15 protein-coding genes are annotated in these 18,508 nt (G+C 71.8%); 6 read left to right on the top strand and 9 right to left on the bottom strand.

Translation table 11 applies throughout. From position 1 onward, the window contains the following. Positions 1-8: 8 nt before the first annotated feature. Both FHX32_RS09365 and FHX32_RS09360 read right to left on the bottom strand, forming a co-directional pair. On the bottom strand, positions 9-1,523 hold the full coding sequence (locus FHX32_RS09365; RefSeq protein ID WP_167180346.1) for a flotillin family protein: 1,515 nt from the start codon (positions 1,521-1,523) through the stop codon (positions 9-11). 29 nt (positions 1,524-1,552) lie between these two features. Continuing rightward, positions 1,553-2,074, bottom strand: coding sequence for a hypothetical protein (locus tag FHX32_RS09360; RefSeq protein WP_486480978.1), 522 nt, complete (start codon positions 2,072-2,074; stop codon positions 1,553-1,555). A gap of 117 nt (positions 2,075-2,191) precedes the next feature. On the opposite strand from FHX32_RS09360, the gene FHX32_RS09355 reads away from it, so the two are divergent. Then, positions 2,192-2,596, top strand: coding sequence for a hypothetical protein (locus FHX32_RS09355; RefSeq protein WP_088996676.1), 405 nt, complete (start codon positions 2,192-2,194; stop codon positions 2,594-2,596). A 25-nt stretch (positions 2,597-2,621) separates the two neighbouring features. On the opposite strand, the gene FHX32_RS09350 is transcribed toward FHX32_RS09355, so the two are convergent. Beyond that, the gene (locus tag FHX32_RS09350) at positions 2,622-3,245 is read right to left on the bottom strand and encodes a hypothetical protein (RefSeq protein WP_167180344.1); all 624 of its coding nucleotides are present in this window, start codon (positions 3,243-3,245) and stop codon (positions 2,622-2,624) included. A 114-nt stretch (positions 3,246-3,359) separates the two neighbouring features. Between FHX32_RS09350 and FHX32_RS09345 the strand changes: the two genes are divergently transcribed. Continuing rightward, entirely contained in the window at positions 3,360-3,848 is a 489-nt protein-coding gene (locus tag FHX32_RS09345) for a methylated-DNA--[protein]-cysteine S-methyltransferase (RefSeq protein ID WP_167180343.1), read from the top strand. 125 nt (positions 3,849-3,973) lie between these two features. On the opposite strand, the gene FHX32_RS09340 is transcribed toward FHX32_RS09345, so the two are convergent. Both FHX32_RS09340 and FHX32_RS09335 read right to left on the bottom strand, forming a co-directional pair. Then, positions 3,974-5,053 (bottom strand): inositol-3-phosphate synthase, encoded by a 1,080-nt coding sequence (locus FHX32_RS09340; protein ID WP_167180342.1) that lies wholly within the window; start codon positions 5,051-5,053, stop codon positions 3,974-3,976. A gap of 23 nt (positions 5,054-5,076) precedes the next feature. Then, positions 5,077-5,715 carry a PadR family transcriptional regulator gene (locus tag FHX32_RS09335; RefSeq protein WP_167180341.1) on the bottom strand — a complete coding sequence of 213 codons (639 nt, stop codon included), beginning with the start codon at positions 5,713-5,715 and terminating at the stop codon, positions 5,077-5,079. Between the two features lie 174 nt (positions 5,716-5,889). Here FHX32_RS09335 and FHX32_RS09330 point away from each other — a divergent pair, with 174 nt between their 5' ends. The 4 genes from FHX32_RS09330 (at position 5,890) to FHX32_RS09315 (ending at position 13,885) form a co-directional block, all read left to right on the top strand. Beyond that, positions 5,890-6,354: a DUF5318 domain-containing protein gene (locus tag FHX32_RS09330; protein ID WP_167180340.1), complete on the top strand. Its 465-nt coding sequence runs from the start codon at positions 5,890-5,892 to the stop codon at positions 6,352-6,354. A 191-nt stretch (positions 6,355-6,545) separates the two neighbouring features. Next, the gene (locus FHX32_RS09325; protein ID WP_167180339.1) at positions 6,546-9,422 is read left to right on the top strand and encodes a transglycosylase domain-containing protein; all 2,877 of its coding nucleotides are present in this window, start codon (positions 6,546-6,548) and stop codon (positions 9,420-9,422) included. 114 nt (positions 9,423-9,536) lie between these two features. Then, on the top strand, positions 9,537-12,266 hold the full coding sequence (locus FHX32_RS09320) for a transglycosylase domain-containing protein (protein WP_167180338.1): 2,730 nt from the start codon (positions 9,537-9,539) through the stop codon (positions 12,264-12,266). A 116-nt stretch (positions 12,267-12,382) separates the two neighbouring features. Next, positions 12,383-13,885, top strand: a complete 1,503-nt coding sequence (locus tag FHX32_RS09315; RefSeq protein ID WP_167180337.1) for a glycosyltransferase 87 family protein — start codon at positions 12,383-12,385, stop codon at positions 13,883-13,885. Between the two features lie 41 nt (positions 13,886-13,926). Here FHX32_RS09315 and FHX32_RS09310 read toward each other — a convergent pair whose 3' ends face one another. The 4 genes from FHX32_RS09310 to FHX32_RS09295 all read right to left on the bottom strand — a co-directional run bounded on the left by FHX32_RS09310 (position 13,927) and on the right by FHX32_RS09295 (position 18,473). Then, positions 13,927-14,730: a MerR family transcriptional regulator gene (locus FHX32_RS09310; protein WP_208418022.1), complete on the bottom strand. Its 804-nt coding sequence runs from the start codon at positions 14,728-14,730 to the stop codon at positions 13,927-13,929. After that, entirely contained in the window at positions 14,723-15,259 is a 537-nt protein-coding gene (locus FHX32_RS09305) for a VOC family protein (protein WP_167180336.1), read from the bottom strand. The genes FHX32_RS09310 and FHX32_RS09305 overlap by 8 nt, the downstream gene beginning before the upstream one ends. Positions 15,260-15,351: 92 nt before the next feature. Then, positions 15,352-17,685, bottom strand: a complete 2,334-nt coding sequence (locus tag FHX32_RS09300) for a hypothetical protein (protein ID WP_167180335.1) — start codon at positions 17,683-17,685, stop codon at positions 15,352-15,354. Beyond that, the gene (locus FHX32_RS09295) at positions 17,682-18,473 is read right to left on the bottom strand and encodes a deoxyribonuclease IV (protein WP_167180334.1); all 792 of its coding nucleotides are present in this window, start codon (positions 18,471-18,473) and stop codon (positions 17,682-17,684) included. The genes FHX32_RS09300 and FHX32_RS09295 overlap by 4 nt, the downstream gene beginning before the upstream one ends. Between the last annotated feature and the right edge of the window lie 35 nt (positions 18,474-18,508).

Raw genomic sequence — 18,508 nt, 5'->3', positions numbered from 1 at the left:
GGTCGGCGCTACTTCGCCTCGACCGCGGTGCCGTCCACCGCCGGCTTGCCGTTGCCGGCCGACGACGCCGAGCCGAGCTTCGCCAGCAGACCGGCCAGGTCGATGCCGGTCAGGTCGCTGCCGAGCTGGAGCCCCTGCGCCACGTTGCCGGCCACCGACTTCGTCAGCGAGGACGCCCCGTCGGTGGAGATGACGGTCATCTTGTCGATCGCGCCGATCGGGGCGCTGGCCGCCCCGACCACCTCCGGCAGCACCTTGACCAGCAGGTCCAGCACGGCCGCCTCGCCGTACGCGGCGAATGCCTCGGCCTTGCGCGCCATCGCGTCCGCCTCGGCCTGCCCCTTGGCCAGGATGGCCGCGGCCTCGGCCTGGCCCTCCCGCTCGACCGCCTCGGCGATCGCCGAGCGCCGGCGCTGCTCGGCCTCACCCTCCTTGGCGCCCTCGATCGCGTTCGCCTCGGCCAGCGCGGCCCGCCGGGCCCGCTCGCCCTCACCGGTGAGCCGGGCCTGCTCGGCGGCGGCCTGGGCGGCGGCGATGACCGCCTGCCGCTGCGCGTCGGCGTTCAGCACCGCGGCGTTGCGGGCCGCCTCGGCCTCCTGCTCGACCTTGTACCGGGCGGCGTCCGCCGGCTTGCGCACCTCGGTGTCCAGTTGGCGCTGCTTCAGCTCGGCGTTGCGCTCGGCCACCTTCTGCTGCTCGGAGAGGATCGCCTGGTCCCGCTCGGCCTGGGCGAGCGGCCCGGCGGCTGCTGACTTCGCCTTGGCCGCGTCGATCTCCGCCTGGATGGCGGCCTGCTTGAGCGCCAGGTTCCGGTTGGCCTCGGCGATCGCCTCCTCGGCGAGCAGCCGCTCCTGCTCCGCCTGCTGCCGCGCCCGGGCCTCCGCGATGGCCGCGTCCTTGAGCACCCGGGCCGCCTCCGGCCGGCCCAGGTCCTGCAGGTAGGAGCCCTCGGCCAGGATGTCCTGGAGCTGGAAGGTGTCCAGCACCAGACCCTGGTTGGTCATCGAGTGCTCGGCCTCCTCGGCAACCGCGCTGGCGAACGCCGCCCGGTCCCGGATGACCTCCTCGACGGTGAGCCGGCCGACGATCGAGCGCAGTGCGCCGGCCAGCACCTCCCGGGTGAAGTCCTCGATCTCGTCCTGCTGGTGCAGGAAGCGCTGGGCGGCCGCGCGGATGGCGTCCTCGGTGCCGCCGACCTTGACGATCGCGACCCCGTGCAGTTCGGTGCGGATGCCCTGCTTGCTCACCGCGCCCTTGATGCCGACGTCGATCCGCCGGCTGGACAGGTCGAGCGACTGGAGCTTCTGTACCACCGGCAGGACGAAGACCGAGGCGCCGAGCACGACCTTCTGCCCGGACATGTCGGTCGACCGGCCGCCGTCGGCGGTCTGGGTGGTGCGGCCCTTGCGACCGGTGACGATGAAGGCCTCGTTCGGCCCGGCGACCTTGATCCGGGAGAGCACGAAGAGGATGAGGACGAGGACGAGGAGGACCGCGCCGCCGATGGCGATGAGTAGGGGCATGTGACCGTCCGGTTTCTCGATGAGGGGGTTCAGTAGGTCTCGACGTGCACGCTGGTCTCGCTCAGCGCCTCGACGACGAAGATCTGGGCGCCGACCGGGATCGGGCGGTCGGCCCGGGCGTTGAGCTTGACCGGTTGGCCGGCCACACGGACCCGGACCTCGCCGTAGCCGTCGACGGGCACCGGGGTGACCACCAGTCCGAGCGCGCCGACCAGGTGGTGGCGGTTGGGGGTCGGGTCGGTCGGCATGTCGCGGGCCGCCCGGCCGAGCCGGGCCGCCACCCACGCGGTGGGCACGGCCGCGAGGACTCCGCCGACCACCGCCGCCGCGATCGCGCCGGGGGTGCCCCCGCCGACCAGCTCGTTGACGATCGCGGCGCCGAAGCCGAACGCCCCGGTGAACCCGGCGATCGCCTCGACCGACACCGGGCCGTCCAGATCGGGTTGACCGAAGGGGAGCAGTTCGGTGCCGAGCAGGGCGAGCGCCAGCACCCCGACGCCGATGCCGCCGATGATGAGGAAGAGCAGGGTCCCCGTCGCCACGACCCGCACGGTATCGATCCCGTGCAACGTTCCGGCGGGCCGCGGCTCTGCCCGAGAACGAATCTAGTTGTTGACAAGATTGCGGTGGCCGGTCAATCTTGACAACGACAAGACGGAGGTGTCCCCATGTCCGAGGCAACCCGCACCACCGCCGGCATCCTGCTGATCACCGTGGTCGCGGTCGCGTACGGCGGCCTGACCCTGCTCACCCACCTGGCCCGGCGCAAGGCCGGCTACCTGGACAACCCGGTCCGCCGGGGGCTCTGGACCGCCGGCCACGCCCACGCCGGGGTGCTGGTGCTCTTCGCCCTCGCCGTGCTGCCCTACGTCGACCAGGCCGACGCGTCCGACGGCACCCGCACGCTGATCCGGTCGCTGCTGGTCGCGGCGCCGATCCTGATGCCGCTCGGCTTCTTCCTCTCGGTGGTCCGGCCACAGGACACCCGGCCCAACAAGCTGATCTGGCTGACCGTGGCCGGCGGGGTCTGCCTCGTCGCCGGGGCGCTGCTGCTCGGCGTCACCCTGCTCTGAGCGCCGGACGGAGCCCGGGCGGGCGTCAGTCTCGGGCGGGCGGCCCCGGAACCCACTCGCCCGCCCGCACGTGCCAGCCCGGTCCGCCCGCAACGGGCCGCCGGAAGAAGGCGTTCGCCGGCGGGAGGGCGAGCAGGAGCAGCGCGACCAGCAGCGCGAGCGGTGCGCCGGCGCTCAACACCACCAGCAGCGGTTCCAGCCAGTCGGGCATCCGCTCCCGCGCCAGCTCGCCGATCCGGTCCAGGTCGTCCGGCGAGTACATCAAGGAGAGCGGCCGGGGCGTTCGGAGGATCCCGACGGCGGCGCAGCAGACGAGAAACGGCCCGCAGGCCCAGGAGGCGATCCGGGCAGCGTTCACGCCGACGGCGGTGAAACCGGCCAGCACCAGGAAAGCCACCGCGAGGAGGGCGGTGACCAGGTCGGCCGCGAGCTGCCCGACGACACCGAACGCCGCGAACGCCACCCCGCTGGTGGGATCGAACGACTTCTCGACGGCGGAGTAGAACTCCTGGTGCCAGTAGGTCAGCGGGAGCACGGCCAGTTGTGCGACGCCGGCCAGGCCGAGCAGCACGCTGGCCGCCGCCACCGTACGGGGACGGTGCGGCCGGGCAGGTGGCGCCGTCCGGGGATCTCCGCCGATTGTGCTCACGGCCACATCGTCGACCGCCGCCCCGAGCCGCGCCGCCCCTGATCCGGTGGCGGTGGTCACCGGGCGGCTGCTGCCGCGGCCCGACCTGTCGGAGTGGTGGGCGACAATGGGTGGATGCGTTGGACCGTGCTCGACTCGCCGATCGGGGAGTTCTCCGTGGCCACCGACGGCGACAGCGTCCGCGGCGCGCGCTTCGGCCGGGTCGCCGGCGCCGCCGACGAGGCGGGCGACGAGATCTCCCGCCGCGCCGTCGCCGAGCTGGGCGCCTACTTCGCCGGCGAGCTGACCGAGTTCGGCCTGCCGGTGTCGGCGCCCCGGGGTTCCGACTTCGAGCGGGCGGTGTGGCGGGAGATGACCCGCATCCCGTACGGGCAGACGTCGACCTACGGCGAGGTGGCCCGGCGGGTGGGCGACCCCGGCGCGGCGCGGGCGGTCGGGGTGGCCTGCAACCGCAACCCGATCCCGGTCATCGTGCCCTGCCACCGGATCGTCGGCGCCGGCGCCAAGCTGGTCGGCTTCGGCGGCGGGCTGGACCGCAAGCGCATCCTGCTCGAACTGGAGGCCCGGGTCGATTTCGAACGCTCCCTGCTCGGCTCCGGTTGACCACCCTCGCCGCCGCGTGCAGGCCGAGCCGGCGGTGACCGGGCGAGCCGGGCCGGTACCTCTCGTGGCAGACGACGAGGGCCAGGTCCGCACAGACCCGGCCCTCGTTGCTGCTGGTCAGCGCGTCAGCGCTCGACCTCGCCGGCGATGAACGCCTCGACGGCGGCGTGCGCGTCGTGGTCGGCGTACTGCACCGGCGGGGACTTCATGAAGTACGACGAGGCCGACAGGATCGGGCCGCCGATCTTCCGGTCCAGCGCGATCTTCGCGGCCCGGACCGCGTCGATGATGACGCCGGCCGAGTTCGGGGAGTCCCACACCTCGAGCTTGAGCTCGGCGTTGAGCGGGGCGTCGCCGAAGGAGCGGCCCTCCAGGCGGATGTACGCCCACTTGCGGTCGTCCAGCCACGGCACGTGGTCGGACGGGCCGATGTGCACGTCGCTCTTCTGCATCTCGTGCGGGATCTGGGAGGTCACCGACTGGGTCTTCGAGATCTTCTTCGAGACCAGGCGGTTGCGCTCCAGCATGTTCATGAAGTCCATGTTGCCGCCGAAGTTGAGCTGGTACGTGCGCAGCAGCTCGACACCGCGGTCCTCGAAGAGCTTCGCCAGCGCGCGGTGCACGATGGTGGCGCCGACCTGGCTCTTGATGTCGTCACCGACGATCGGCAGGCCAGCGTCCTCGAACTTCTTCGCCCACTCCGGGTCGGAGGCGATGAAGACCGGCAGGGCGTTCACGAACGCGCAGCCGGCGTCGATCGCGGCCTGGGCGTAGAACTTGTCGGCCTGCTCGGAGCCGACCGGCAGGTAGGAGACGACGACGTCGACCTGGGCGTCACGCAGCGCCTTGGCCACGTCGACCGGCTCGACGTCCGACTCCTCGATGATCTCGCGGTAGTACTGCCCGAGACCGTCGAAGGTCGGGCCGCGCTGCACCGTGACGCCGGTCGGCGGCACGTCGCAGAGCTTGATGGTGTTGTTCTCGCTGGCGACGATCGCCTCGGCGAGGTCCATGCCCACCTTCTTGGCGTCCACGTCGAACGCCGCGACGAACTGCACGTCCGAGACGTGGTAGTCGCCGAAGGTGACGTGCATGAGACCCGGGACGCGGTCGTTCGGGTCGGCGTTCCGGTAGTACTCCACGCCCTGCACCAGGGACGAGGCGCAGTTCCCCACACCGACGATGGCGACGCGGACGGAGCCCATAGCGTCTGCCTCCTTCTTCTTCATCACGGCCGCTCTTTCCTGGACTCTCCAGGCGGAGGCGGGCTGGTGTCTTCTCGTCGGCCGCCGGCCGTCCCGGGCTGCGGGACCGTCGGGGCACGGCCGGAGCGCTCGTTGGCGATGAGCTCCTCCAGCCAGCGAACCTCGCGCTCACAGGCCTCCAGCCCGTGGCGCTGCAGTTCCAGGGTGTACGCGTCGAGGCGCTCGGCCGCCCGGCCGAGCACGTCACGAAGCCCTTCGCGACGTTCCTCGATCTTTCGCCGGCGACCCTCCAGGATGCGCAGTCGGGTCGCCTGGTCGGTCCGGGCGAAGAACGCGAAGTGCACACCGAAGCCCGTGTCGTCGTACGTCTCGGGCCCGGCCTGCGCGATGAGTTGGGCGAAGCGTTCCTTGCCCTCCGCGGTGATTTTGTAGACCACCCGACCTCGTCGGCTGGTCAGCGCGGGAACCTCCCCGGCGGTGGCGGGTGTCTCGGCGGCCTCGGCGATCCAGCCCGCCGCCTGGAGTCGCCGCAGGGTCGGGTAGAGCGAGCCGTAGCTGATCGCCGCCCGGATCGCCCCGAGCTTCGCGGTCAACTCCTTGCGCAGCTCGTAGCCGTGCATCGGAGACTCCTGCAACAGGCCGAGGATGGCGAGCTCGAGCACGGACCACCCTTCCCTTACCCTGTGCGGGGAGTGCTAACCGCCGCGATGTATCGGACCGATACATCGCACGTTAGCGGTTCACCGTGATCAGGGCAAACCCCCAATCCGAGTGCCTGCCGTCACGCATCGTCACCACGGTCGCCTCGTCAGGCGAGACCGCGTACCCTTCTCCGCATGCGTACGCAGCGCCAGGTCGTCGACTACTCGCTTCAGAAGCGAGCGGTGCTGCGTGAGCTTCTCGCCGGGCGGGTCGGCACCTACGACGTCTGCGACGCCTCGCCGTACCTGAAGAACGCTGCTCGGTTCCACGGTGAGCCGACCGACGAGCGGTGCCCGATCTGCCGGAGCGAGAACCTGATCCGCGTCCACTACATTTACGGGGACGAACTCAAGCAGTCCGCCGGCCAGGCCCGCACCCTGGCGGAACTTCCCGTGCTGGCGATGACGCTGCGTGAGTTCCAGGTTTTCGTGGTGGAGGTGTGCCTCGGCTGTGACTGGAACCATCTCGTCGAGCAGTTCCTGCTCGGGCGGGACGGGCTGACCGGCGGCAACGAGGGCGGGCCGGACCAGGACGCGGTGGGCGGCAGCGCCGCGGCCGCCGCGCCGGCCAATCGACGGAGGCGAGAGGCGCAACGGTGATCCCAGCTGGATCGGTTGACCCGGTGAAGGAGTGCTGGGGCGACCGACAGCTCGTTGGTCCGAATAGCCCGATTGATACGGAAGTGACACCGGCTGATCGGCACGCGTGTGCCGCCGTGGCGGGTGTCTCAACTCACGGCAACCCGGTGGCGGCGCATCCGCGCTCCACCGCGACCGGCAGGGTGTGAGGAATGAACTCGTACGGCGATCCCAGTTCTTCGCGTGGGCGGGCCCAGATCCCGGGCCAGAACGGCGACCCGGGACGGGCGGACGACGCGTACGGCCGCGGTGGTGAACCGCGGGGGAACGGTTGGTCGGCCGCGGAGGGTGCGGCCCCGGCCGGCCGGGCCTCGGTCGGGCCGCGTGGCGCGGCCGGTGGCCGGGCCTCGGTCGGCGGTTCGGCGGCGGTCCCCCCGCGCGGCGGTTCGGCGGCCGGTTCCGCGTCCGTCGGGCGCGCCGGCCGGGCCTCGGTGCCGGTCTCCCCGGCGCCGGGCGGTGGCCCGGCGGGCGCGGGTCGGGCCTCGGTGCCGGTCTCCCCTGCGCCCGGCGGTCCGGCCGGTCGGGCCACGGTCGGTGCCGCCGCGGTGGGCGCGGCGTCGGCCGGGCGGGCCCGGGTCGGCGGTTCGGCGGCGGTGGGTGGTCGGGCGTCGGTGGCCCGGGCCAGCGTGTCGCCGGTCTCCGGTGGGCCGGGTGGCCCCGGTGGGCCCGGTGGGCCGACCGGTCCCGGGCGGGGTGCGCGCGGTGCGGGTGACCCGGCCGCGGCGGCGCGGGCGCGCAAGCGCAAGCGGATGAACATGCTGATCGCCGGGTTCGCGGTCTTCATCATGCTGGCCGGTCTCGGTGTCGTCGGCTTCACCTACTACTCCACCAACGTGGTGCTGCCCGAGGACACCGACCCGCCACAGGCGACCACCATCTACGCCTACGACAACAAGACGATCATCGCGAAGCTGGGCGAGGAGAACCGCACCCTGGTCACCATCGACCAGATCCCGCAGCACGTGCAGGACGCGGTGGCCGCGGCCGAGGACCGGAACTTCTACAAGCACTCCGGTGTCGACTACAAGGGCATCGCCCGGGCCGCGTGGAACAACTTCACCGGCGGCGACAAGCAGGGCGCCTCGACGATCACCCAGCAGTACGCCCGCAACGCCTACGACAACCTGAACGACGACACGTACGCGCGGAAGGTGAAGGAGGCGATCCTCGCCTCCAAGCTGAACGACAAGTACACCAAGCCGCAGATCATGCAGCACTACCTCAACGTGATCTACTTCGGCCGTGGCGCGTACGGCATCCAGGCGGCGGCGCAGACGTACTTCAAGAAGGACGCCAGCAAGCTGACCGTCGCCGAGGGCGCGGTGCTGGCCGCGCTGATCAAGCAGCCCGTCGTGAGCGAGACCCACAAGGGCTACGACCCGGCGGTCAACCTGACCGACGCGCAGGCCCGCTGGCAGTACGTGATCGACGGCATGGTCGCCGAGGGCTGGCTGGACGCGCCCGGCAAGCCGCAGCGGCCGACCGAGTACCCGAAGAACATCCAGAAGCCGAACAAGGGTGGCGTCGGGGTGGACTTCGGCGTCAACACGCCCCAGGGCAACGTGATCAACTACGTCCGGGACGAGATGCGGGACAAGGGCCTCTGCGTCGAGAGCGAGGCGGACGTCACCGACGCCAAGCCGCTCTGCTCCCAGGCGCTGATGGCCGGCGGCTACCGGATCCGCACCACCATCGACATGAAGATCCAGAAGGCGGCGGTCGAGACGGCCCAGCGCAGCGCGAAGGGTTCGGAACTCAACGGCCAGCCGAAGAACCTGATGGCGGCGGTGGTGGCGGTCGAGCCGAAGACCGGCCGGGTGCTCGCCTACTACGGCGGCGACAACGGCACCGGCACCGACTACGCCGGCAAGAACACCGACTCCAACGGCAACATCACCGGCGGCCACTCGCCGGGATCGAGCTTCAAGATCTACACCCTGGCGGCGGCACTGAAGGAGGGCAAGGCACTCGAGTCGCGCTGGAAGGGCCGGGCATTCACGCCGCCGGGCACCAAGTTCAAGGTCAGCAACGCCGGCGTGGACAACCCCTCCTGCGGCAACTCCTGCACGCTGAAGGTCTCCACGCTGAAGTCGCTGAACGTGCCGTTCTACCACGTCACCGAGGACATCGGGCCGGACAAGGTCATCCAGATGGCCCGCGACGCCGGGGTCAGCACCATCTGGCGGTCGGACACCAACCCGCCGAAGGCGTACGACCTCACCAAGAACGACCCGGAGAAGATCGCGCACCCCAACGGCCCGTTCTTCCACGTCGTCGGTTACGGCCAGTACCCGATCACCGTGCTGGACCACGCCAACGGCGTCGCCACCTTCGCCAACCAGGGCGTCTACCACAAGGCGCACTTCCTCTACAGCGTCGAGAAGCTGGACAAGAACACCGGCAAGTGGGTGAAGGTCCCCGGCGGCGGAGAGAAGCTGAAGGGCGAGCAGCGGATCCCGAAGGACATCGTGGCCGACGTGACCTCGGTGCTGGAGCAGTACCCGGCCCAGGTCAACCACCGGCTCGACAACGGCCGGAAGGCCGCCTCCAAGACCGGCACCTGGGAGCAGAAGCCGGACAGCCCGGAGAACGGCGACGCCTGGATGATCGGCTACACGCCGCAGATCGCCACCGCGGTCTGGGTGGGCAACGTCAAGGAGCGCAAGCCGCTCAAGATGAAGAACGGCACCCGGATCAGCGGCGGCAACCTGCCGGGCACCATCTGGGAACGGTTCATGGACGAGGCGCACAAGGCCAAGGACTGGGAGAAGCTCGACTTCCCGCCCGCGGCCAACGTGGGTGACCCGGAGTCCGGCAACGGCGAGCCCCCGCCCCCGCCGACGCCGCCGGAGAACCCGCCGGGCTGCCCGAACCCGCTGAACCCGTTCTGCCCGCGCGACGGCAACAACGGTGGCGGCAACGACGGTGGCGGCAACGACGGCGGCACGACCAACCCGTTCGACCCGCCACGCGGCGGAGGCGGTGGCCTGCTGCCCAGCACACCACCCCGCACCACAGCGGGCTACTGAGCCCAGGAACGCCGCCGGCGGCCGGAGAGATCCGGTCGCCGGCGGCGTTTCGGGTGCCCGCCACGACGTGAGAGGGGGCACGCGATGCCCGTTCGTGCGGCAGGATGCGGTTTCATGAGCGCGAGTGGAGTGGACGGCGACCCCGGTTCCCCACGCGGGCGGGCCCGGATCCCGGGCCGGTACGGCGACCCGGCGCGGGCGGACGACGCGTACCGCCGATCCGGCGGTGAGCCACGCGGGCCCAGCGGAACGGGCGGCCCGGCAGCCCAGGCACCGACGGGCCGGGCCCCCATCGGCGGACGGGCCCCGGTCGGCGGCCCCGGCCGGGCTCCGGTTCCGGCGCCACCCGCCTCCGGTGGCCCGACCGGCCGGGCGACGGTCGGGTCCGCGCCGATGGGCGCGGCGCCGGCCGGGCGGGCCCGGGTGGGTTCGGCGACGGGTGGCCGGGCGTCGGTGGCCCGGGCCGGCGTGCCGTCGGCCGTCGGCGGACCGGGAGGGCCAGCCGGGCCGACCGGTCCGGGTGGTGGCCGGCGCGGCGCGGGCGGCCCGGCCCGGGCAGGCAAGCGGAAGCGGAAACGGTTGAACACGCTGATCGCCGGATTCGCGGTCCTCATCATGCTGGCCGGGCTCGGCGTCGTCGGTTTCACCTGGTACTCCACCCGGGTGGTGCTGCCCAACGAGGTGCCGCTGCCGCTCTCCACCACCGTGTACGCCGAGGACGGCAAGAACATCGTGGCGAAGCTGGGCAGCGAGAACCGGACGTTCGTCACCATCGACCAGATTCCACAGCACGTGCAGGACGCGGTGGCCGCGGCCGAGGACCGGAACTTCTACAAGCACTCGGGCGTGGACTACAAGGGCATCGCCCGGGCCGCGTGGAACAACTTCACCGGCGGCGACAAGCAGGGCGCCTCGACGATCACCCAGCAGTACGCCCGCAACGCGTTCGACAACCTCCAGGACGACACGTACGGCCGGAAGGTGAAGGAGGCGATCCTCGCCTCCAAGCTGAACGACAAGTACACCAAGCCGCAGATCATGCAGCACTACCTCAACGTGATCTACTTCGGCCGGGGCGCGTACGGCATCGAGGCGGCGGCGCACACCTACTTCAACAGCTCCGCGGCGGAGCTGACCCCGGCCCAGGGCGCGGTGCTCGCCGCCCTCATCAAGCAGCCCGTCGCCAGCGAGACCCACAAGGGCTACGACCCGGCGGTCAATCCGACCGACGCGCAGGCCCGCTGGCAGTACGTGATCGACGGCATGGTCGCCGAGGGCTGGCTGGGGGTTCCCGGCCGGCCGGACCGCCCCACCGAGTACCCCAAGGTGCTACCGCCGCCGAAGGACGGCAACGGATTCGGCGTGAAGACCCCGAGCGGCAACGTGGTCAACTACGTCCGGCAGGAGCTGGAGCAGTGGGGAATCTGCTCCGACTCCGGCGCGCCGGGAAAGCCGGCCTGCGTCGACGAGCTGCGCGACGGTGGCTACCGGATCAAGACCACCATCGACTGGAAGCTGCAGAAGGCGCTGGAGGCAGCGGCCCAGCCGGACAAGAAGGGCTCGGTGCTGTACGGGCAGCCGAAGAATCTGATGGCGGCGGCGGTCTCCATCAACCCGCGCAACGGCCGGGTGCTCGCCTACTACGGCGGGGACAGTGGCGCCGACTTCGACTACGCGGGCAGGAACACCGACGCCACCGGCGACATCGTCGGCGGGCACCCGCCGGGCTCGTCGTTCAAGGTGTACACCCTGGCCGCCGCGATCGACGCCGGCATCTCGGTCAAGTCGCACTGGGACGCCACCCCCTTCAAACCGAAGGGATTCAAGGACAAGGTGCAGAACGCCGGCCGCGGCGCGGGCGTGTGCGGCAAGTGGTGCACCCTGGAGGAGTCGACGATCCGGTCGTACAACGTGCCGTTCTTCCACGTCACCGAGGAGATCGGCCCGGACAGGGTGGTCGAGATGGCCAAGCGGGCCGGGGTCCGCACCATGTGGACCGTCGATCCGCCCAAGCCGTACGACCTCACCGCGTCCGAGCCGGCGGAGCTCGCGCCGACCAGGTTCGACCGGGTGGTGGGCTACGGCCAGTACCCGATCACCGTGCTCGACCACGCCAACGGGCTGGCCACCCTGGCCAACGACGGCAAGTACAACAAGGCGCACTTCGTCCTGTCGGTGGAGAAGCAGGACAAGACCACCGGCGAGTGGGTCAACGTGCCGGGAGCCGGGGAGCAGCTGCACAAGGACGGCGGGCAGCAGCGGATCCGGCCGGAGATCGCCCGCGAGGTGACCGCGGTGCTGAAGGAGATCCCCGAGAAGAACAACGCCAACCTGGACGACGGCCGGGACGCGGCCGGCAAGACCGGCACCTGGGAGCACAACGGCACGCCGCGCAACGCGCACGCCTGGATGGTCGGGTACGACAAGAACGTCGCCACCGCGGTCTGGGTCGGCAGCCGGGACGCGAAGAAGCCGACGATCGTCGACGACGACGGCAACGACATCGGTGGCAGCAGCTTCCCGGCCAAGCTGTGGAAGCGGTACATGGACGCCGCGCTGAAGGGCAAGGGCGGTTCCGACCTGCCCAACGTCACCGGGATGGGCGACGCGGAGGCCGGCAACGGCACCGAGCCGGCCCCGCCGTCGCCGCCGCCCACCCAGCCGTCGCTGCCGCCGGGCTGCCCGGACCCGCTGAACCCGCTCTGCCCGCCCGACGGCGGAGACAACGGCGGCGGGACACCGACCTTCCCGACCCTCCCGGCCACCCCACCGCCGCCCGACAACGGCGGGACCGGCGGCGGGCTGTCGCCCGCCACCCCGCCCCGCACGACCGAGCGGTACTGACCCCGGGAACGCCGCCGGGCGGCCGGTGTGGCCGTCCGGCCGCCGGCGGCGTTCCGGGTACGACAACTCGGGCGGGACGGGACGCGGAGCCCGCCCGTACGGCAGGATGCTCCTTCATGAGCACGCAGTCGACGCCCGGCATCGACGAGTCCGGTGCCCCCGACCACCCGTCCCGCTCCGACGGGTTCGTCCGGGGGCTCTCCGGCCTGATCGGGGGCCCGCTGGGCGACCACGCGGCCACGCTGGACCGGCCGGCCGGCCGGGAGCGCCGATTCTGGACCGCCGCCCGGATCGTGCTGGCCCTGGTCTGCCTGACCCTGGCCCTGCACTGGGTGCAGAAGTCGCCGTGCCAGGACGGCGCCTGGCAGAACAACGTGCAGTACACCCGGTTCTGCTACACCGACGTGCTGGCGCTCTACTACGCCGAGGGGCTCAACGAGGGGAAGGTCCCCTACCGCGACCACCCCGTCGAGTACCCGGTGCTGACCGGCTACCTCATGGGCGCGCTGGGCCTGCCCGTGCACGCGCTCGGCGCCGGCGACCCCGAACTCAACCAGGGCCAGTGGTTCTACAACCTCAACGCGCTGGTGCTCGGCGCGCTGGCGGTGGCCACCGTCGCGGTCATCCTCGCGCTGCGCCGCCGCAGACCGTGGGACGCCGCGCTCTTCGCGCTCGCGCCCGCGCTGCTGCTCACCGCCACGGTCAACTGGGACCTGCTGGCCATCGGGCTGGCCGCGTTCGGGCTGCTCGCCTGGGCGCGCAGCCGCCCCGCCCTGGCCGGCGCCCTGCTCGGCCTGGCCGGGGCGGCCAAGCTGTGGCCGCTGTTCATCCTCGGCCCGGTGCTGGTGCTCGCCCTGCGGGCCGGGCGGCTGCGCGCCGCCCTCACCGCCATCGGCAGCGCCGTCGTCGCCGTGGTGGTGGTCAACCTGCCGGTGGCCATCCCGTACCGGGAGAACTGGGACCGGTTCTTCGAACTGAACACCGAGCGCGCCATCGACTGGGGCACCCTCTGGTACATCGGCCGCTACCTGGACAACAAGGTGGGCAGCCCGGATCCGACCGCCCTCGGCCCGTTCGAGTGGCTCAACGTCAACATCCCCACCCTGAACGTGTTGACGTACGCCCTCTTCGGGCTGGCCTGCCTCGGGGTGGCCGCGCTGGCGCTGGCGGCGCCGCGCCGCCCCCGGCTCGCCCAGCTCGCGTTCCTGGTGGTCGCCGCGTTCCTGATCTTCAGCAAGGTGTGGTCGCAGCAGTTCGTGCTCTGGCTGCTGCCGCTGGCCGTGCTGGCCCGCCCGAAGTGGGGTGCCTTCCTGGCCTGGCAGGCCGCCGAGGTCTGCTACTTCGCGGCCTTCTACGGGGAACTGCTCGGCGCGGCCACCGCCCGACCGGTGTTCCCGGAGGGAGTCTTCGTGCTCGCGGCCACCCTGCGGCTGACCACCGTGGTGGTGCTCTGCGCGCTGGTCATCCGGGACATCATGCGCCCGGAGCTGGACGCGGTCCGCGACACCTACCCGGACGACCCGGACGGCGGGGTGCTCGACGGCACCCCGGACGCCGGGTGGCTCGACCACTGGCGACACCGACCGGCCCAGCCCACGCCCGAGCCGGTCAGCCCCTAGGTGTGCCCGGTCCCGAGGTCGCAGCCGGCTGACTGCCGGCGCTACTGCCAGCTGGCGGTGTCGGGGTCGATGCCGTGGGCGCGTGCGCTGGCGTCGATGCTCCGCCGGAACCATGTGGCGAGGCCGGCGCGGATGCCGTCGTAGTGGGCAGCGAACGCCGGATCGGTCTCGAACATGCGGCCGAGACAGACCTGCATCTGCCTGGTGAGGGGAAAGTACGAAGCGAACACCTCACGATGCCGCTCGACGAGTTGATTCGCTTCCGGGCTGCCGGGGACGACACCGGCGTCCATCGCGTCCCCGAGGGCACGGTCGAGGTCGGCGACGGTGTCGGCGATGGCCTGCCATTCCTCCGGACTGCGAGCGGCTGAGCGTTCGGCGTACTGCTGCCACTGCGTGGTGTCTCCGTAGCGCTGACGGGCTTGGGCGGGCCAGTCCGGGTTCCACTGGGGGCCGAAGATCGCGGCCTGCTGCTCGACGGTCAGCAGCAGGCCGCGCTCGTGGGCGGCGATCATCCGATCCAGGCCGGCGCGGAGCTGCTGGAGGCGGTCGATCCGGTGGGCGACCTGGGCGCGCTGCGCACGCAGTGCGTCGGGCACGTCCACGGTCGAGTCGTCCAGGATGGCCTGGATCCTGTCCAGGCCGAGGCCGAGCTCCCGGTAGACGACGATGCGGTGCAGGCGTTCCAGATCGCCGGCGGTGTAGAGCCGGTATCGGGCAGTCGTACGCAGCGACGGTCGCGCCAGACCGATGTCGTCCCAGTGGTGCAGCGCGCGGACCGTCACGCCCAGCCGGGTCGAGACCTGACCGACGGTGAGGCCGTCGGCGTCAGTGACATCAGACATGCTCCGCACTGTCGCCGCGACCGCCGCCGGGTGGGGTGATCCCGATGGCTTCAAGGTTCCGCGCCTCGTGACTGGCTGGATCAACGGGCTTCGCCGCGGTGAAGACGATCCGCGCCTTCTCGGGCGTGACCACCTCCACGTCGCGGGTGTTCCAGGGAGTGTCCCGTGGACCGTCGACCGAGTCCGGGCTCAACGCACGGCAGGCCTCGACGACGGACTCGACCTGGCTGAGCACGCACGCGAAGCTGGCGCTCATCGCCGGTGCCTGCGCCGGAACGTTCGCCGCCGAGACGAGGAGCACGTCCTGGAACGCCCACCGGCGCAGATGCACGAGCGTGCCGGGGATGCTGAACAGCTCGAAGAACCCGAGCCCACGAACCCAGAAATCCACCGACGCCGCCAGATCGCCCGTGGGGATGGTCACGAACGCGGGCATTCCGTAGATGCCCCGGAACGGCTCCGGCGCAACCGCGTCCGGGCCGGGAGCGGGCACGGGACTGATCTCGAAGGCGTTGTAGTGGTCGCTCATGTGCCCCACCCTCCGGCCTCACGCAACGTAAGGGTCAAGCCGGATCGCGGACCCGGGTGGTTTCCCCGCATCCCCACCGCACCGGGCGCCGCTCAGAGACGGAAGACCACCACCTGGCCGATCTCCTCGCGGGTGATGTCGAGCCCGTCCACCGGCGCGTCGATGGTGATCTCCCACGGCGTGCCGGCCACCTGGTCGCGCACCAGCAGCACGTTGCGCACCCCGAGGGTGCGCAGGTAGTCGACGCTGGTCTGGTCCGGGAAGGCGACCGACACCCGGCGCACCTCGTCGAGCTGGTGCGGGGTGAAGCCGCTACCTCCGTTGACCACGTCCTGGAACCGGCTGGTCGACCAGAGCATCACCGGCTGGTCGAGGCCCTGGTTGCTGGGCAGCACCAGCAGCGGGCCGTCCACCGTCCGCATCGCGGCCGGCTGCGGTGGCACCACCGGGTGCGGGGTGGTGTTCAGCCCCTCGACGATCACCAGCAGCAGCGGCACCAGCGTGGCCAGCCGCAACCCCGGGCTCGGCCAGGACGGGATCCGCTCGGCGGAGATCTCGCGAACCCGGGCGGCGAACGCGCTCACCGCACCGGCCGCGAGCAACCCGAGCAGCAGCGTGGTCCAGAGCATCAGCCGGCCGGGCGTCCGCAGGCCGTTCCAGCCCGGAAGGTGCTCGAAGAGCGGCACGTAGGTGAACGTGCCGTCGAAGAACCGGGTGCCCATGGCGAGCACCATGGTCACCACCACCCCGGCGAGCAACAGCAGCCGGTGGCGCAGCTTCCAGACCGAGAAGAAGAGCCCGCCGATGGCGAGCGCGTAGAGCACGTAGCCGGGCAGCAGGGTCATCTCCGGGTGCCACGGCAGCGTGGCGCGGGCACCCTCGTGCAGGCTTCCCCACACCCGGGACTCAGCCGGCGCGGTCAGGAAGCCGACGGCCGGCGGCGAGAACATGCTGATGTCACCGATGCTGCGCTCCGCCTGCGGGTGCAGCTGCGCCACCTTGAAGTAGGGCAGCGCCATCAACAGGCCGACCGCGGCGAAGAGCGCCCCGCCGACCAGGTCCGCCTGGAACAGTTGGCGCCCGAACGGACGCTTCTCCGGCCGGATCACCCAGCGGCGCAGGAACCAGGTCACGGCCGCGACCACGACCGTCCCGCCGAGAACGTACGCGAACGGCAGCCCGATGCCGAAGCCGAGACTGAGCTGCCAGGCCGCCACCGACCAGCCGGCGTACACCCAGCCGACGCGCCGGTGCTCGGGGCGGTAGCCGTGGCGGAGCGAGTATCCGTGCCCGCGGGCCAGCATGGCCAGTGCCAGCGGGATGCCGCCGTTGGAGACCACGTGCAGGTGGCCGGCCTGGGCCAGCAGCCACGGCGCGTAGGTGTAGCTCACCCCGGCCACCGCCGCGCCGATGCGGCCCGCGCCGAGCTGCCGGGCCAGCGCGTACGCCCCGAGCGTGGCGAGCGCGTGCGCCAGCACGAACACGATGTTGTAGCGCAGGATGGCGGCCTCGGGGCCGGTGCCGAGCATCCCGGCCGGCGCGTAGCCGAGCAGGGTGTCGGAGAAGGCGAAGCTCCACGACTCGGGGAAGAACGTGTTCGCGTGCCACAGCTGCGCCGGGTAGGTCAGCAGGATGTGCCCCGACCACGCCATCTGCCAGGCCTGCAGGCTCGGGTCCCAGTAGTCCTGCGGCAGCGTGTGGCGCGGGTAGCGCAGGGTCGGCCAGGTCAGCAGGACGGCCAGCAGCAGCGACCCCACGGTGGCCAGGGTCCACTCGTGGATCAGGCCCCGGCCGATCGCCCGCCCGATCCGCCTGACCCGGGTGGGCACCGGCTCGGGAGCCGGCGCGAAGGCGGCGAACGGGTCGGCCTCGGCGTCCTTGTCGGCGGCGCGCTCGCCGGATCCGTCCTTGTCGCCGGGGCTCTTGCCGGATCCGTCCTTGCCGCCGGTCTCGCCGGATCCGTCCTTGGCGCCGTCGGTCCTGCTCGCTCCGCTCTTGCCGGCGGCGGCCCCGCCCGATCCGCTCTTGCCGTCGTCGGTCTCGTCGTCGGCGGTGTTGCCCGGTCCGCTCCCGCCGGCCGCGGTGCTGTCGGGCTTGTCGGACTCGCTCCCGCCATCCGAGCCCGTGCCGTCCGCGTCCTTGGCTTCGGCGGTCCGGCTGGATCCGGTCGTGTTGCCGGACTCGGCCTTGTCGCGCTCGGCCCTGCCGTCGGCGCTCGTGCCGTCCGCGCTCTTTCCGTCGTCGGTCTTGTCGGACGTGCCGCCGGTGTCCTTGGTCGTGCCGTCCGCCTCCCGCGCGCCGGTGCCGCTGCCGGGACCGGTCCCGCCGGCTGCGGACTTCTCCGCCGCCGCGCGGTCGGCGTCGCCCCTGGCGCCGGGCGCGTCGGTCGGCTGCGCTCCGCCGGCGGCGGACTGGTCCGTCGTCATGCCGCCGGGCTCTCCGTCCCGAGCTGCTTACGGAGGAAGGCGATGTCGGCCGCCTGGCCGGTCACCCCACCGGGGGTCTCCACGATCACCGGTGCGCCGGCCGCGCGGATGACCGCGACCACCAGCTCCGGGTCGATCGTGCCGCCGTCGAGGTTGTCGTGCCGGTCCTGGCCGGAGCCGAACGCGCCCTTGGAGTTGTTGGCGTGCACCAGGTCGATCCGGCCGGTGATCGCCTTGACCCGGTCCACCAGCCCGAGCAGTTCCTCGCCGCCGGCATGCGCGTGGCAGGTGTCCAGACAGAAGCCGACGCCGTAGTCGCCGACCGCGTCCCACAACCGGGCGAGCGCGTCGAGCCGGCGGGCGCAGGCGTTGTCGCCACCGGCGGTGTTCTCGATCAGGACCGGTACGCCGAAGCCACCCGACTCCGCCGCGTACGCGAAGGTCTTGCGCCAGTTGTCGAAGCCCACCGCGAGGTCGTCACCGGCGTTGACGTGCCCGCCGTGCACGATGAGGCCCTTGGCGTCGATCGCCGCGGCCGCCTGCGCGTGCCCGAGCAGGAGCTTGCGGCTCGGGATCCGGATCCGGTTGTTGAGGGTGGCGACGTTGATGACGTACGGCGCGTGGACGTAGAGGTCGACGTCGGCGGCCCTCAGCCGCTCCGCGTCCTCGCGGGGCTTCGGCGCCTTCCACCCCTGCGGGTCGGAGAGGAAGAACTGCACGGCCTCGGCCGCTCGGGCGGTCGCCTCCGCCAGCGGGTCGGTCGGATCGACGTGTGCTCCGATACGCATGCAGGGGAGCCTACGTCGCGTCCCCGACAACCGGG

Source organism: Micromonospora sp. CNZ280, from assembly GCF_011759515.1.
The sequence above is the reverse complement of the archived record's forward strand: the minus strand, read 5'-3'. Positions and strand labels throughout refer to the sequence as shown.

Coding starts and splice junctions, on each gene's coding strand:
- FHX32_RS09365 (WP_167180346.1), bottom strand. CDS start 1,523: ATGCCCCTACTCATCGCCATCGGCGGCGCGGTCCTCCTCGTCCTCGTC.
- FHX32_RS09355 (WP_088996676.1), top strand. CDS start 2,192: ATGTCCGAGGCAACCCGCACCACCGCCGGCATCCTGCTGATCACCGTG.
- FHX32_RS09345 (WP_167180343.1), top strand. CDS start 3,360: ATGCGTTGGACCGTGCTCGACTCGCCGATCGGGGAGTTCTCCGTGGCC.
- FHX32_RS09340 (WP_167180342.1), bottom strand. CDS start 5,053: ATGGGCTCCGTCCGCGTCGCCATCGTCGGTGTGGGGAACTGCGCCTCG.
- FHX32_RS09330 (WP_167180340.1), top strand. CDS start 5,890: ATGCGTACGCAGCGCCAGGTCGTCGACTACTCGCTTCAGAAGCGAGCG.
- FHX32_RS09325 (WP_167180339.1), top strand. CDS start 6,546: ATGAACTCGTACGGCGATCCCAGTTCTTCGCGTGGGCGGGCCCAGATC.
- FHX32_RS09320 (WP_167180338.1), top strand. CDS start 9,537: ATGAGCGCGAGTGGAGTGGACGGCGACCCCGGTTCCCCACGCGGGCGG.
- FHX32_RS09315 (WP_167180337.1), top strand. CDS start 12,383: ATGAGCACGCAGTCGACGCCCGGCATCGACGAGTCCGGTGCCCCCGAC.
- FHX32_RS09310 (WP_208418022.1), bottom strand. CDS start 14,730: ATGTCTGATGTCACTGACGCCGACGGCCTCACCGTCGGTCAGGTCTCG.
- FHX32_RS09305 (WP_167180336.1), bottom strand. CDS start 15,259: ATGAGCGACCACTACAACGCCTTCGAGATCAGTCCCGTGCCCGCTCCC.
- FHX32_RS09300 (WP_167180335.1), bottom strand. CDS start 17,685: ATGACGACGGACCAGTCCGCCGCCGGCGGAGCGCAGCCGACCGACGCG.
- FHX32_RS09295 (WP_167180334.1), bottom strand. CDS start 18,473: ATGCGTATCGGAGCACACGTCGATCCGACCGACCCGCTGGCGGAGGCG.